The 13,500-nt window shown below is 74.2% G+C and carries 16 protein-coding genes and 1 pseudogene; 8 read left to right on the forward strand and 9 right to left on the reverse strand.

Going from position 1 to position 13,500, the window contains the following annotated elements; all coding sequences use genetic code 11:
- The 3 genes from RIF68_RS10630 to RIF68_RS10640 all read left to right on the forward strand — a co-directional run.
- Positions 1-565: VWA domain-containing protein (locus RIF68_RS10630; protein WP_309050920.1), on the forward strand; the 565-nt coding region annotated here is incomplete at its 5' end.
- The gene (locus tag RIF68_RS10635; protein ID WP_309050921.1) at positions 562-1,206 is read left to right on the forward strand and encodes a hypothetical protein; all 645 of its coding nucleotides are present in this window, start codon (positions 562-564) and stop codon (positions 1,204-1,206) included. The genes RIF68_RS10630 and RIF68_RS10635, both read left to right, overlap by 4 nt.
- Positions 1,207-1,221: 15 nt before the next feature.
- A complete protein-coding gene (locus RIF68_RS10640; RefSeq protein ID WP_309050922.1) occupies positions 1,222-2,253 on the forward strand; it encodes a hypothetical protein in 1,032 nt (343 codons plus the stop codon).
- A gap of 83 nt (positions 2,254-2,336) precedes the next feature.
- On the opposite strand, the gene msrB is transcribed toward RIF68_RS10640, so the two are convergent.
- The 4 genes from msrB to RIF68_RS10660 form a co-directional block, all read right to left on the reverse strand.
- Positions 2,337-2,744, reverse strand: coding sequence for a peptide-methionine (R)-S-oxide reductase MsrB (gene msrB, locus RIF68_RS10645; RefSeq protein WP_309050923.1), 408 nt, complete (start codon positions 2,742-2,744; stop codon positions 2,337-2,339).
- Between the two features lie 44 nt (positions 2,745-2,788).
- Positions 2,789-4,183 (reverse strand): UDP-N-acetylmuramate--L-alanine ligase, encoded by a 1,395-nt coding sequence (gene murC / locus RIF68_RS10650; protein ID WP_309050924.1) that lies wholly within the window; start codon positions 4,181-4,183, stop codon positions 2,789-2,791.
- 230 nt (positions 4,184-4,413) lie between these two features.
- Positions 4,414-4,884, reverse strand: coding sequence for an indole-3-glycerol phosphate synthase (locus RIF68_RS10655; protein WP_309050925.1), 471 nt, complete (start codon positions 4,882-4,884; stop codon positions 4,414-4,416).
- Positions 4,885-4,984: 100 nt separating this feature from the next.
- Positions 4,985-5,791 carry a pyrimidine reductase family protein gene (locus RIF68_RS10660; RefSeq protein WP_309050926.1) on the reverse strand — a complete coding sequence of 269 codons (807 nt, stop codon included), beginning with the start codon at positions 5,789-5,791 and terminating at the stop codon, positions 4,985-4,987.
- Between the two features lie 36 nt (positions 5,792-5,827).
- Here RIF68_RS10660 and zapE point away from each other — a divergent pair, with 36 nt between their 5' ends.
- The 4 genes from zapE (at position 5,828) to RIF68_RS10680 (ending at position 9,999) form a co-directional block, all read left to right on the forward strand.
- Entirely contained in the window at positions 5,828-6,913 is a 1,086-nt protein-coding gene (zapE, locus tag RIF68_RS10665) for a cell division protein ZapE (protein ID WP_309050927.1), read from the forward strand.
- Positions 6,914-6,947: 34 nt separating this feature from the next.
- Positions 6,948-7,373 carry an OsmC family protein gene (locus RIF68_RS10670; RefSeq protein WP_309050928.1) on the forward strand — a complete coding sequence of 142 codons (426 nt, stop codon included), beginning with the start codon at positions 6,948-6,950 and terminating at the stop codon, positions 7,371-7,373.
- Positions 7,374-7,550: 177 nt separating this feature from the next.
- Positions 7,551-8,924 (forward strand): alkaline phosphatase PhoX, encoded by a 1,374-nt coding sequence (locus tag RIF68_RS10675; protein WP_309050929.1) that lies wholly within the window; start codon positions 7,551-7,553, stop codon positions 8,922-8,924.
- A 190-nt stretch (positions 8,925-9,114) separates the two neighbouring features.
- Positions 9,115-9,999, forward strand: a complete 885-nt coding sequence (locus RIF68_RS10680) for a polysaccharide deacetylase family protein (RefSeq protein WP_309050930.1) — start codon at positions 9,115-9,117, stop codon at positions 9,997-9,999.
- A 33-nt stretch (positions 10,000-10,032) separates the two neighbouring features.
- On the opposite strand, the gene RIF68_RS10685 is transcribed toward RIF68_RS10680, so the two are convergent.
- The 4 genes from RIF68_RS10685 to RIF68_RS10700 are packed head-to-tail and all read right to left on the reverse strand — an operon-like array spanning position 10,033 to position 12,431.
- Positions 10,033-10,221 (reverse strand): hypothetical protein, encoded by a 189-nt coding sequence (locus RIF68_RS10685; RefSeq protein WP_309050931.1) that lies wholly within the window; start codon positions 10,219-10,221, stop codon positions 10,033-10,035.
- A gap of 28 nt (positions 10,222-10,249) precedes the next feature.
- The gene (locus tag RIF68_RS10690; RefSeq protein WP_309050932.1) at positions 10,250-10,900 is read right to left on the reverse strand and encodes an ABC transporter; all 651 of its coding nucleotides are present in this window, start codon (positions 10,898-10,900) and stop codon (positions 10,250-10,252) included.
- Positions 10,897-11,757 carry an ABC transporter ATP-binding protein gene (locus RIF68_RS10695; RefSeq protein WP_309050933.1) on the reverse strand — a complete coding sequence of 287 codons (861 nt, stop codon included), beginning with the start codon at positions 11,755-11,757 and terminating at the stop codon, positions 10,897-10,899. The genes RIF68_RS10690 and RIF68_RS10695 overlap by 4 nt, the downstream gene beginning before the upstream one ends.
- Positions 11,754-12,431, reverse strand: coding sequence for an AIM24 family protein (locus RIF68_RS10700; protein ID WP_309050934.1), 678 nt, complete (start codon positions 12,429-12,431; stop codon positions 11,754-11,756). Before RIF68_RS10700 ends, RIF68_RS10695 begins: the two co-directional genes overlap by 4 nt.
- A 71-nt stretch (positions 12,432-12,502) precedes the next feature.
- Here RIF68_RS10700 and RIF68_RS10705 point away from each other — a divergent pair, with 71 nt between their 5' ends.
- On the forward strand, positions 12,503-13,219 hold the full coding sequence (locus RIF68_RS10705; protein ID WP_309050935.1) for a peptidyl-tRNA hydrolase: 717 nt from the start codon (positions 12,503-12,505) through the stop codon (positions 13,217-13,219).
- 99 nt (positions 13,220-13,318) lie between these two features.
- On the opposite strand, the pseudogene RIF68_RS10710 reads toward RIF68_RS10705, so the two are convergent.
- Positions 13,319-13,500, reverse strand: a pseudogene (locus RIF68_RS10710) (hypothetical protein); the annotation flags it as partial.

Below are 13,500 nucleotides of genomic sequence, written 5' to 3' on the forward strand. Positions count from 1 at the left end.
CGTGATGGCCAAGAAGGGCAAGTCCATCAGCCAGCTGCGGCTCAAGGTCATCGCCTTCCGCGACTTCGGCGACGACCCGTCGGACGCCGTCGAGGAGACCGACTTCCTCCACCTGCCCGCACAGGCCCGGGAGTTCGAGGAATTCGTCGGCGGGATCGACGCGGGGGGCGGCGGTGACATCCCCGAGTCCGGCCTGGAGGCGCTGGCGCTGGCCATCAACTCGCCGTGGGAGACCGGGCTCGACCGCCGCCGGCACGTCATCGTGATGTTCACGGACGCGCCCGCGCACCCCCTCGGCACGGTCGGCGCCGGCGCGGCCACCTACCCCCGCCACATCCCCCGCACCATGGACGAACTCTTCGAGCAGTGGGGGTACGCCCGCAGCCAGACCTCCGTCATGGAGCAGTCCGCCAAGCGGCTGGTCCTGTTCGCCCCGGAGGAGGCGCCGTGGTCGGAGATCGCCGAGGAGTGGGACCTCACCCTCCACTTCGCCTCCAAGGCGGGCGAGGGCCTGGAGGAGTTCGAGATGGACGAGATCATCGAGACGATCGCGAACAGCCTGTGACTCTGGAGTGGAGCGGCTTCCGCCTCTCCCTCGGCCGTGACGGGCTCATGGAGTTCACCTGGATCGGCGAGGGCGTCTTCGAGGCCCGGGTGAGCCGCTGCGTCTCCGCCGTGCTCCACCCGCCCCGGGACGCGTGGGAGGACCACCGGGTGGTCTTCCGGTTCCGCTTCCCGGACGCGGGCGCGCTCGCCCCGCCGGTGGCCGGGGTGGGCGCCGAGGGGGCCGAGTCGCTCGTGGTCCGGGTCGACGTGCCGCGCGGCGCGGTGGAGCGGACGCGGAGTTTCCTGCGCCTGCTGTGGGACGACTTCTCGGTGCCGTACGGGGAGGGGGCCGGCCCCACGGCGGCCGGTGCCGCCACGCGGGCGGACCCGGTCCCGGTGCCGGGTGCCGCCCCGGCGGGCGGGGCCGCCGGTGGCGTACGCGAGGACGTGCGGGCACGGGTGGCGGACCCGGACGGAAAGGAGCGGCTCCCCACCCCGGCCTCCCCGGGAGGGGCACCGGCGAAGGAGGGCGGCACACCGGCCGAACCGGAGCTGGAGCGGGTGCCCGAGGATCCCGCGTGGATCGTCAGCCCGGCGGGACCGGGCTCGGAGGAACTGTTCCGGGACGTGATGGCGCACCCGGCGCCGGGCGACCGGTAGGAGGGGACGACACGGGTGGCGGGCTCGGCCAACTGGAAGTGCGCGGACTGCGACAACAACAACGGACCGAAGGACGCGGCCTGCTCGATCTGCGGGTCGACCCGGCGGGCACCGATGCCGCGGCCCGCCGCCCCGTCACGCCCGGCGGTGAAACGGCCGTCCCCGGCGCGCCCGGCGGGTGACTGGCAGTGCGGGGTCTGCCGGGCCACCAACAGCGCCCGCAACCTCAGCTGCGTGGGCTGCGGCAAGAGCTGGAGCGCGGGCGCCGGACCCGGGCGGAAGCCGACCTCACCCGGACCCGCCACGCCCCGCAGGACGGCCGTGGGGCCGAGGGCGACGACATCCGGAGGCGCCTCGGGCGGTGGGTCCGGCGGCGGTTCCGCCGGGGCGAGGAAGGCCGCGCCGCGCAAGGCGGCCCGGCCCCGGGCGGGCGGGACGGGGCGGACCGCCGGGTCCGGGGGCCGTCCGACGGGTGTCTTCTACCCGCCGCCGAGCGGTACGGGCTACACGCCGACCCCGCCGCGCCGGACGGCGCCCGCCCCGGCCGCCCCGTCCCGTCCGGTCCACACCCCGCCGTACCGGCCGCCGGCGAAGAAGAAGTCCAACGGATGCCTGGCCGGCTGCCTCACCGTGGTGGGAGCGCTGGTGGCGCTCGGGATCGCGTCGAGCGTCTTCCGCTCGTTCGAGGGGACGGAACCCGACGACTCCGGGCCGACGGCGAGCCGGAGCGCCACCGCCGCCCCGTGCCCCTCCCGGGTCGCGGAGGCGCTCCCGAAGGGCGAGGGCGCGGAGCTGGTCGACGCCTTCCACACCGAGGACCACCGGATCACGCTCTGCGCGACGGCGTCGGGTCAGCTCTACTACTTCGGCGAGTTCCGTGACGGGCGCGAGCCGGGCATCGCGATGAAGGCGCGGAGGACGAGCGAGGGGTACGAGGCGACGAACAGCCCGTACCGGTACGTGATCCGTGACGGAACGGTCTCGATCTACAAGTCGGGCAGCCGCATCGGGCGCGAGGAGGTCACCCCGGTGCCCTCGCCGGGCTGAGACGGGGAACGGCCCGGCCCGGGACCGTACGGCAGGCGTACGGTCCCGGGCCGGGCGCGGTCGCGGGAAGGGGCCGCCGGTGGTCAGCCCTCCTCGGGCTCCAGGCGCAGCGAGATCGAGTTGATGCAGTAGCGCTGGTCCGTCGGGGTCGGGTAGCCCTCGCCCTCGAAGACGTGGCCCAGGTGCGAGCCGCAGCGGGCGCAGCGGACCTCGGTGCGGACCATGCCGTGGGAGCGGTCCTCCAGGAGCTCGACCGCCGCGCTGTCCTTCGGGTCGTAGAAGGACGGCCAGCCGCAGTGGGACTCGAACTTCTCGTTCGAGGTGAACAGCTCCGCGCCGCAGGCCCGGCAGGAGTAGACGCCCTTCGTCCTCGTGTCGGTGTACTCACCGCGGAAGGCGGGCTCGGTACCGGCCTGCCGGAGCACCTGGTACTCGGCGGGCGTCAGCTCGGCGCGCCATTCCTCGTCCGTCTTCTCGACCTCGTACGCCATCGCTCGCTCCTCGGTTCCCTTCGGTTTCCCCTGCCCCCTGCCGGTCAGTTCTCGGCCAGCCGGTCCAGGATCCTCGGGCCCAGGTCCGTCACGTCACCCGCACCCATGGTCAGAACGAGGTCGCCGGGCTTCGCCATTCCCGCGATCACGTCCGGGACCGTGTCCTTGTCGTGGACGGGGGTGACGTCGGCGCCGGCGGCAAGGGCGGCGTCGACGATCAGCTCGCTGGTGACGCCGGGGATCGGGTCCTCGCGGGCCGGGTAGATGTCGAGCACCACGGAGCCGTCGGCGAGGGCCAGGGCCGCGCCCATCTCCGTGCCCAGCTCCTGGGTGCGGGAGAAGAGGTGCGGCTGGAAGACGACGAGGAGGCGGGCGTCGCCGGCGGCGGCGCGCATGGCCTCCAGGTCGGCGGTCATCTCGGTGGGGTGGTGGGCGTACGAGTCGATGACCTGGACGCCCCGGGCCTCGCCCTTGAGCTGGAGGCGGCGGCCGACGCCCGTGTAGGCGGTGAGGGCCTGCGCGAGGCCGACGGGCTCGACGCCCGCGGCGGCGCCGGCGGCGAGGGCGGCGGCGGCGTTGTGCGCGTAGTGGCGGCCGGGGACGGAGACGGTGAAGGTGTGCGGGGTGCCGTCGAGGACGACGGTCACCTCGCTCGTCATCCCGTTCGGGACGATCGCGGTGATCCGGGCGTCGGAGTCCTCGGACTCGCCGACGGTGATCACGCGCAGGTCCTCGCGTCCGGCGACGCGGCGGGCCAGCTCGCGGGCGCCCGCGTGCTCGCCGACGACGAGGGCGCCACCGGGGCGGATCTTGGCGGCGAAGGCCTCGAAGGACTCGTAGATCTCGTCCATCGACGCGTAGTTGGCGTGGTGGTCGAGCTCGACGTTGAGGACGATCGCGACCTCGGGGTCGTACTTCTGGAAGCTGCGGTCGCTCTCGTCGGCCTCGGCGACGAAGACGCGGCCCTCGCCGTGCCGGGCGTTGGTGCCCGGGCCCGCGAGGTCGCCGCCGATGGCGTACGAGGGGTCCTGGCCGAGCGAGGTGAGGGCGACGGCCAGCATGGAGGTGGTGGTGGTCTTGCCGTGCGTGCCGGCGACGGCGATCGCGCTCAGGCCGTCCATGAGGGAGGCGAGGGCGTCGGAGCGGTGCACGACGGGGATGCCGAGCTCGGCGGCGCGGGCCAGCTCGGGGTTGTCGGCGCGGATGGCGCTGGAGACGACCACGGCGGAGGCGTCGTCGGCGAGGTGCTCGGCGGCGTGCCCGATGTGCACGGTGACGCCGTGCGCGCGCAGCGCCTCGGCGGTGGCGGAGTCCTTGGCATCGCTGCCCGCGACCTTGGCACCCCGCTGGGCGAGGATCTTGGCGATGCCCGACATTCCGGCACCGCCGATGCCGATGAAGTGCGGCCGTTCCATGGCGGCAGGGATGGCGGGTGCCATGCGGATCTCTCCCCGGGGTGTGTGGTTCTGGAGCCCCCCAGCCTAGTGCTTCCCGCTCTCCTCTCCGGGGCGCGCCCCGGCGGCGGGCGAAGCGGCGGGCCCGCCGGAGCGCCGGGGTGGCGGGGCGGGCACGCCACGGACCGTCCGTTCGGGCCCGCCCACGGGCGGGCGCGGCGGGCCGGTGACGCGCGACCGGGCCGGGCGCCGTCGCCCGGCCCGGTCGGGCGCCGTCAGTCGCTGTGCGCGAACAGCTTCAGGACCGGTACGCCTACCTTGTGGCGGGCGCGGGAGGCCCAGTCGCGGTGGAAGAACTCCTCCACGTAGTGCGGAGCCGTGAGGACGATCACCTCGTCGGCGTTCACCTCGTCGACGACCGCCTTCATCTTGTCCAGGGGGTGGTTCTCGACCACTTGTCCGACCGCCTCGCAGCCGGCGTCCCTCAGTGCCTGGAGGGAGTGCTCCAGGGCCCGCTCGGCGGGGAGCCGCGCCTCCCGTCCCTCGGGTTCCTCGCCCTCGCGGGCCGCTTCCTTCAATTCGCCCAGCGCGACGTCGTCGATGGCGCGCAGCAGTACATCGGCCTGGTCACCGCGCGGCTGCATCAGAACGATGAAGGACACGCCCTCGTCGCCGTGCAGCGTGGTGACGAATTCCACGTCGACGGACGACAGGGGCTTCTCGATCATCAGAACGCTTGTGAACAACTCAGGAGCCCTTCTGCGGAAACCATCCTTCCCCGTGCCCACACGGGGTCTGCGTGAGTAGTGTGCCCCGGCGGACGCTAAGCGGAACGGCAAATTCCGCTCATTGTCGGACGTGGCGGTACCGGGTGAAGAGGAACCCGTCCTCCTCCAGCACCGAGACCACCGAGAAGCGGGTCGGGACGGCCACCGGGGGCCCGCCGGCGATGCGCTGGGCGCCCCCCGCCGTCATGGTCGGGGAAACCGTCAGACACAGCTCGTCCAGGACCCCGGCGGCCACGAACTGGCCGAGCAGCCGGGGCCCGCCCTCGGTCAGCAGCCGCCGGTGGCCCCGCTCCGCGAGCGCGGCGAGCGCCCGGGCCGGCTCCACGCCCGCTCCGTCGCCCGCGACCAGCACCTCCGCGCCGGCCTCCCGGGCGGCCCGCACCCGGTCGGCGGGGGCCGCCGCCCCGGTGAGGATCAGGGTGGGCACCAGGGGCTCAGTGAACAGCGGCAGGGAGAAGTCGAGGTCGAGGGAGGCGCTGACGACGGCGATCACCGGAGCGGGGCCCTGGCCCGCGGCGGCCCGGCGGGCGGCGAAGGCCTCCCGCGCCCTGGCGGGGCGGTACCCCTCCAGGCGTACCGTTTCCGCACCGACCACCACCACGTCCGCCAGGCCGCGCAGCGTGCCGAAGATCCGCATGTCGGTGTCGGAGGAGAGCGGCTGGGAGCGGCCGTCGTGCTGACCGGCGCCGTCCAGCGAGGAGACCATGTTGGCGCGCAGCCACACACCGTCCCCCTCCGGGTACGCGTAGGCGTCGGCCAGCGCGTCGAGGGTCCACTCCCCCGGCCGCCCGGGAGGCGTCCCGGCCTCGGTTCCGGAGGGTGCCTCGTGGGCTGTCATGTCCGTCACAGGGAAGAGGCGTCGCATCCTCGCAGTCTGACACGGCGCTTACAGTGGGGAACTGTGTCGACCCGTGCTCTCACCGAAGCCGCCTCCTCCGGAGCGGCCCCGCTCTCGCTCTGCTCGCGCGAGCCCCATGTCCCCGCCGACCGGCTGGTCGCCGAGATGGTGCCGCCGCCGCGGTTCGACTCCGTACGCTTCGACACGTACCTCCCGGACCCGAACCAGCCGAGTCAGACCGAGGCCGTCAAGGTGCTGAGCGCCTTCGCGGAGGGCCTGGGCGGGGCGCACGCCTCCGGCGCCGGCAAGCGCCGCTGGTTCGCCAGGAAGCCGGCCGCGCCGAGCGGCCCGCGCGGGGTCTACCTGGACGGCGGATACGGCGTCGGCAAGACCCACCTGCTCGCCTCGCTCTGGCACGCCACCCCGGCCGAGCCCGCGCTGAAGGCCTTCGGCACCTTCGTGGAGCTGACCAACCTGGTGGGCGCGCTCGGCTTCCAGCAGACGGTGAAGACCCTGAGCGGTCACCGCCTCCTGTGCATCGACGAGTTCGAGCTCGACGACCCGGGCGACACCGTCCTCGTCTCCAGCCTGCTCGCCCGGCTGGTCGAGTCGGGCGTCGCGCTCGCCGCGACTTCCAACACTCTGCCGGGCAAATTGGGCGAGGGCCGGTTCGCCGCCGCCGACTTCCTCCGCGAGATCCAGGGCCTCTCCGCGCACTTCCGCCCGCTCCGGATCGACGGCGAGGACTACCGCCACCGGGGCCTGCCCGAGGCCCCCGCCCCCTACTCCGACCAGGTCGTCACCGAGACCGCGTACGCGACGCCCGGCGCCTCCCTGGACGACTTCCCGCACCTCCTGGAACACCTGGCCAGGGTGCATCCGAGCCGGTACGGGGCCCTCACCGACGACCTCACCGCGGTCTGCCTCACCGACGTCCGGCCGGTCCCCGACCAGTCGACGGCGCTGCGGCTCGTGGTGCTGGCCGACCGGCTCTACGACCGGGAGACACCGGTTCTCGCCTCCGGGCTCCCCTTCGACCGGCTGTTCAGCGACGAGATGCTGAACGGCGGGTACCGCAAGAAGTACTTCCGGGCGATCTCCCGGCTCACCGCCCTCGCACGCGACGCGAAGGGCCTTGTGGGGCAGTAGGTTGGGAGCCATACCCAACTGAAAGGGATTCACCATGGCCACCGTGCGTCACGCCCACACCGTCTGGCAGGGCGACCTCCTCAAGGGCTCCGGCGTCGTCACCCTCGACTCCTCCGGTCTCGGTTCGTACGACGTGTCCTGGCCGGCCCGCTCCGAGGAGCCGAACGGCAAGACCAGCCCCGAGGAGCTCATCGCCGCCGCGCACTCCTCCTGCTTCTCGATGGCCTTCTCCAACGGTCTGGCCAAGGCCGGCAACGCGCCGACCCGCCTGGAGACCAAGGCCGACGTCACCTTCCAGCCCGGCGAGGGCATCACGGGCATCCACCTGACCGTGCGCGGCGAGGTTCCCGGCCTGGACGCCGACCAGTTCGCCTCGCTCGCCGAGGAGGCGAAGAAGAACTGCCCGGTCAGCCAGGCGCTCACCGGCACGACGATCACGCTCACCGCCGAGCTGGTCTGACCCCCCGTCCGTCCGCGGACGCCCCCTGAGGCGACGTCGACCCGCATGGTTCACGTGTCACCACGGCACGTGATACACCATGCGGGTCACACGTCACGTGTGCAGCACGTCACACACCTGTCCCTCCCCCTGCCCTCGGGCGCGGGGCGGGTACCGCCACAGGAAGTGAGTTGCCTCATGTCCGCGACACGACGTCAGATCCTTTCCCGCACCGGCGCGTCCGCCGCCGGGATCGTCTTCTCCGGGGCCGTCTCGGAGCTGTTCGCCGGGACCGCCGCCGCCGTACCGGGCGGCCACACGGGCCAGGCGGGCTACGGTCCGCTGGTGCGCGACCCGCGCGGTCTGCTCGACCTCCCCGAGGGCTTCTCCTACAAGGTCCTCTCCCGCCAGGGCGAGCGGCTCCGCTCGGGCGAGGGCGCCGTGCCCAGCAACCACGACGGCATGGGGGCCTTCGCCGGCCGCCGCGGCCGGGTCCACCTCGTACGGAACCACGAGAACCGCGCCACCGGCCGCATCGGCGTCCCGACCGTGCCCGGTCTGACGTACGACCCCGCAGCCAAGGGCGGCTGCACCGTCCTGGAGCTCGACGGACGCGACAACGTGCTGGGCGAGCGGGTCGGCGTGGCCGGCACCGCGGTCAACTGCGCGGGCGGGCCCACCCCGTGGAACACCTGGCTGACCTGCGAGGAGACCGAGGACAAGGCCGGCACCAACGGCTACGCCAAGGACCACGGCTTCATCTTCGAGGTCGATCCCGCCGACCCCCACCGCACCGGCGCCGTCCCGCTCACCGCGATGGGCCGCTTCCAGCACGAGGCCGTCGCCGTCGACCCGGCGAGCGGCATCGTGTACGAGACGGAGGACGCCTTCGAGCGGCCCTTCGGCCTCTTCTACCGCTTCCTCCCGCACAAGCCGCTCGGCGGCACCGGTTCGCTCCGGGCGGGCGGCGCCCTGGAGGCCATGCGGGTGCCCGGGGTGCCGGACCTGTCCGTGATCCAGGAGACCGGCGCCCGGTTCGAGGGCGTCGAGTGGGTCCCCGTACCGGACCCGCAGGCGGTGGAGACGCCCATCCGGCTCCAGGACTTCGGGCCGAAGGGCATCACCCACGCGCAGAAGCTGGAGGGCTGCTACTGGGGCGGGCGGGCCGTCTACTTCGTCTCCTCCTTCGCCCGCGTCAGGGACGGTTCCGGGGCCACCCACTTCGGTCAGGTGTGGAAGTACGAGCCTCACCGGCGCAGGCTCACCCTGGTCGTCGTCTTCGGCCCGAGCACCGACATCCAGCTGCCGGGCGAGACCCCGGACAACATCTGCCTCACGCCGACCGGCGGCCTGATGGTCTGCGAGGACGGCGACGGGGCGCAGCACGTGTACGGGCTGAGCCGGAAGGGCGAGGTGTACGCGGTGGCCCGGGGAGCCCAGAACATCGGCACCCCGGAGGAGCCGGAGTGGGGCGAGTTCGCGGGCGTCACCTTCTCCCCCGACGGCACGACCATGTACGTCAACTGCTACTCACCGGGGACGACCTTCGCGGTGACGGGCCCCTGGCGCTGATCGGCCCCTCCCACGGACCTCCCGCGTTCGTCCCCGTCCGCCCCGCAGGCAGCCGCCGGCGGGGCGGACGTATGACGGCGGCGGGACGGAGGAGGGCGTTGGGGTGGGAGTGCGGGGCGGCGCCGCGCCGTTGGCGGAGGACGATCATCTGATCAGTTAGCTTCCGCTTGTGACCACTTCCGTACGAAAAGTGACGGTATTGACGCTGCTGGGCTCGCTGGTGGGTTCCGCTCTGGTCGGATGCGGAGCCGACGGCGGGCGGACCGCCGACGTCACCGCGCCACGGGCCGCCGGCGGGGGTCGCGGACCGAGCGCGCCGGCCCGGGCCGGCGGCGCGGCGCCCGCGGCGGAGCGGAAGCCCCCCGTCCCCGCCGCTCCCCCGACGCTCGCGCCCCGGCCCGGCGGCCTCACCCCCGTCTACACGCACCGGGCGAAGAGCGCGGAGAAGGTCGTCGCGCTCACCTTCGACGCCGACATGACCGCCGACCAGGGCCCCCGGGCCGCCCGGGGCGAGCGCTTCGACCACCCGGAGCTCATCGCCACCCTCCGCCGCCTCGGGGTCGGCGCGACCGTCTTCATGACGGGCCGGTGGGCGGAGGAGTACCCGGACCAGGCCCGTTCGATCGGCCGTGACCCCCTCTTCGAGATCGCCAACCACTCCTACAGTCACTACGCCTTCGCCTCGCCCTGCTACGGGCTGCCGGAGGTCTCCGCACCGGACATGGCGGCGGACGTCCGGCGGGCCTTCGACTCCTTCCGGGACGCCGGCGCCGTCCATGTGGTGCCGTACTTCCGCTTCCCCGGGGGCTGCTACGACGACACGGCGCTGCGGGCGCTGGCGCCCACCGGGGTCACGGCGGTCCAGTGGGACGTGGTCGGCGGCGACGCCTTCGCCGAGGACGCGGACGCCGTCGCGGAGCAGGTGCTCGACGGAGTGAAACCCGGTTCGGTCGTCGTCCTGCACTGCACGCGCAGCGCGGCCCCGGTCACCGAGCGGGCCGTCCGCCGGATCGTGCCGGAGCTGCGGGCGCGCGGCTACCGCTTCGTGAAGGTGTCGGAGCTCATGCGGGGCTGACGAAAGGCCGGCGGCCCGACCCGTACCGCCGGCTCAGCCGGAGCAGGCCGTGCGCTCGGCCTCGCGCCACTCGCAGACCGGGCAGAGGGTGATGCCCTTGGTGGACTCGGGGTACTCGGTCGGTTCCTGGCACAGGACGCAGGCGGCGTACGGACCCTCGCTCGCCGGTGCGGGCTTCGGTTCGCTCGCGGGGGCGCAGGTGAAGCCGGATTCCGTGGTCATGCCCTCGAGCGTACTGCGGCCCCGCGCCTCACTCCAGGCGCGCCGTGGCCCAGCGGGAGAGGGCCGCGACGGCCGACGCGAGGACCAGGGCCCCGGCAGCGGAGGGCAGCAGCCCGAACAGGACGCCGGGGCCGGAACCGGTCGTCAGGACGGTCACCGCCTGCCGGGCGGGCGAACCGGCTGCCACCAGGGCGAGCAGGACGCCCACGACCAGGGCCGCCAGCGACCAGCCGGTGGCCTTGAGGAACGGGCGGCTCGCGAGGGCGCCGACAGCGCCGCCCACCAGGGCGCACGCCGTGGCGCCGAGCAGCCCGGCCGTGACCGCCGCCGCCGGGCCGACGCCCCGCGTGTCGGTGACCGCGACGACCGTGCCCACGGCGACCGCGCCCGCCAGACCCGCCCCGCCGGCCCCCGTGAGCAGCGCCGCCAGATGCCCCCGGCCCCGGCCGCCGGCGGCCGCCACGACGGCACGGGCGGCGGACGGTTCCTGGGTGAGGCAGATCCGTACCGCCCAGGCCGTCACCGGCAGCAGGGCCGCGGCGGTGAGGGCGAGCGCGCCGAGCACCGGTTCGCCCGCGTGGACGCCGATCCCGAGGACGGCGGCGTACAGGACGAGAGGGGCGAGCCAGCGCTGGGAGCGGAGCAGCAGCCCCGCGTGGTAGCGCACCAGCGCGGTCATACCCGTACGTCTCCCTCGTCGTTCCGGTCGGCCTCGGCGGGTGCGAGCCGGTGAATGTGCCAGGAGGCGGCGAGCAGCGCCGCGAGGAGGGCGTCGGAGCGGTCGGCGGGCACGCTGAGGACGGTGGCATCCCCCTGTCCCGGGGCGACGGCCGTCCCGCCCGGCAGGTCCGGAGGGAGCGCCCGCCCACCGGAGGCGACGATCCGCACCCGCCTGCCGGTGGCGGGGCGCGGCTGCGCGGGGACGGCCGCGGGCCGTACGCGCCCCTGGGCCACCGCGTACTCCGCGTCGGCCTCGCCCTCCAGCCGGCGCGGGTCGTGGTCGACGAAGACGACCGTGGCGCCCTGCGCGACCCGCTCGCGCACCGCGTGGTCGAGAACGGCGCGGGAGACCGTGTCGAGGCCGGTCCAGGCCTCGTCGAGGACGAGGAGGCCGGGGTCGGCCAGCAGCGCCTGGGCGACGGCGACCTTCTGGGCGGTCCCCTTCGACAGCTCGGCGAGCGGGGTACGGGCGTGCCGCGCCGCCCCGAGCCGTTCCAGCCACTCCCCCGCCCGGTCCCGGGCCGCCGCGCCCCGCAGCCCCCGCACCCGCCCGAGGTGGATCAGGTAGTCGAGGGCGGTGAACGGCAGCGCGGCCGGGAAGCGTTCGGGTACGTACGCGGTGCGGGCCGGGCGGCCGGTGACGCGGCCCTCGGCGGGCGCGTCGACGCCCGCGACCAGCCGGAGCAGCGTGGACTTGCCGGAGCCGTTGCCGCCGGTGACGCGGACGAGGCGGGAGGCGGGCAGGTCGAGGTCGACCCCGCGCAGGGCCCACGGCCCGCGCGGGCCGTACCGGCGCCCGACCCCCGTCAGCCTCACCCGGAGGAGTTCTTCTGCGGGGTGAGCTCGCTCGGGCGGACGATGACGAAGCCCTCGCCCTCCAGCTTCAGCTGGACGGCCTCCCCCGAGCCGCCGCGGATCATCGAACCGACGGACTGCGAGCGGTGCAGCGAGGTCTGCAGCCGCTCGCTCCAGCCGACGACGGCGTCGGTGTCGACGAAGACCGGGGCCTGCGTCGAGACGGGGATGACGATCGGGGTGCCCTCGCAGACCAGGGCGATCTTGCCGTGGCCGGAGAAGACGGAGTTGAAGAGGCCGCCGCCGGTCATGCCGGCGCCCTTCACGGTCCTGATCTCGTACTGGAGGGTGGCGTCGAAACAGAGCACGTTGCGGCCGTTGACCGTGAGGGCGTCGCCCGGCTCGATCTCCACGAGGAAGCAGTTCTGCGCCTCGTGCGCGAACCACGCCTCGCCCCGGCCGCGCACGGCCATCAGCGGCAGTCCCTCCCCGGTCACGGCCCGCTTGAGCATGCCGCCGATGCCCTGGCCCTTGCGCTCGAACCGGAGATCGCCCCGGAAGGCGATCATGGAGCCCTGACGGGCGTGCATCTCGCCGTCGACCGTGTACTTGACCGCCTTGGCGTTCTGCAGCGTCATGCCCGGCGCACCGGCCGCCCCTGCCAGGTGCTCACCGGCGAAGAGATCGCTTTTCATGACGGGCATCCTGACCCGGAACGTCCCGTTCCCACAAGATCGCCCCGAAGCGGGGGTGGCAGACTTGCCGGGTGAGCAGCAACGACACCCCGCACGCCGACAGCCGCGACGAGAAGCCGCAGTTCGTCCTGCCCCTGGTGGTCCGGATCGAGCGGGACGCGCCGCCGTCCCGCACCGACGCGCTGGAGACCGCCGCCCGCGCCGTCCTGGAGCTCCTCGGCGACGACCGCTCGACCGGCGACGGCGCGTGGGCCCGGGCCGTCGCCGACTGGGAGGACGCCCGCATCCGCAAGGTGGTGCGCCGCGCGCGCGGCGCGGAGTGGCGCCGCGCGGCGGCCCTGCCGGGCCTCACGGTGACCGGTGCGCAGGCGGAGGTACGGGTCTTCCCGCCGGTGCCGCTGGACGGCTGGCCCAAGGAGCTGGCCCGCCTCCAGGTCTCCGGCACGGACCTCGACGACCCGGCCGCCCCCGGCCCGGTCCCCGACGGCGCGGTGACCCTGTGGGTGAACCCGGACCTCACCATGACGGCGGGCAAGGCGATGGCCCAGACGGGGCACGGCGCGCAACTGCTGTGGTGGGCCATGGACGAACCCGACCGCAAGGCCTGGCGCGAGGCCGGTTTCCCCCTCGCCGTCCGCACCGCCTCCCCCGGCCACTGGGCCGCCCTGACCGCGAGCCACCTCCCCGTGGTCCGCGACGCCGGCTTCACGGAGATCGCCCCCGGCCCCACCATCGTCTCCGAGGGCACCCCCCGCTTCGCCCCCCACCTGCGCCTCGACCGGCCCTGACGCCCTGCTCCGGCGCCCGGCCCGGCTTCCTGAGGAGTGGAAGGAACGCCACAGGGTGCGGGCCCGGGGGTCCGAACGCCCCGGGCCCGCACCCGCGTCTCACCCTTCGCGGCGCTCCTGCCGGTCAAGGAGCGCAGCGAGCTCCCGCGCGGTGACCGGCCCGCCGTCGCGAACGGGCTGCCCGATCTCGGACGGCCAGCCGGGCCTGACACGGGCGGCGAAGTCCGCGAAGTCCTTCCGCAGGTACTGCGGGGCGGACGGCTTCAGACGGATCTGTCGGC

Source organism: Streptomyces sp. (assembly GCF_031178505.1).
Classification (GTDB): Bacteria; Actinomycetota; Actinomycetes; order Streptomycetales; family Streptomycetaceae; genus Streptomyces; species Streptomyces gulbargensis.

Excerpts from the sequence above, each read along its gene's own strand:
- msrB (WP_309050923.1), bottom strand. The coding sequence starts at position 2,744 with ATGGCGTACGAGGTCGAGAAGACGGACGAGGAATGGCGCGCCGAGCTG.
- murC (WP_309050924.1), bottom strand. The coding sequence starts at position 4,183 with ATGGCACCCGCCATCCCTGCCGCCATGGAACGGCCGCACTTCATCGGC.
- RIF68_RS10660 (WP_309050926.1), bottom strand. The coding sequence starts at position 5,791 with ATGCGACGCCTCTTCCCTGTGACGGACATGACAGCCCACGAGGCACCC.
- RIF68_RS10670 (WP_309050928.1), top strand. The coding sequence starts at position 6,948 with ATGGCCACCGTGCGTCACGCCCACACCGTCTGGCAGGGCGACCTCCTC.
- RIF68_RS10675 (WP_309050929.1), top strand. The coding sequence starts at position 7,551 with ATGTCCGCGACACGACGTCAGATCCTTTCCCGCACCGGCGCGTCCGCC.
- RIF68_RS10685 (WP_309050931.1), bottom strand. The coding sequence starts at position 10,221 with ATGACCACGGAATCCGGCTTCACCTGCGCCCCCGCGAGCGAACCGAAG.
- RIF68_RS10690 (WP_309050932.1), bottom strand. The coding sequence starts at position 10,900 with ATGACCGCGCTGGTGCGCTACCACGCGGGGCTGCTGCTCCGCTCCCAG.
- RIF68_RS10700 (WP_309050934.1), bottom strand. The coding sequence starts at position 12,431 with ATGAAAAGCGATCTCTTCGCCGGTGAGCACCTGGCAGGGGCGGCCGGT.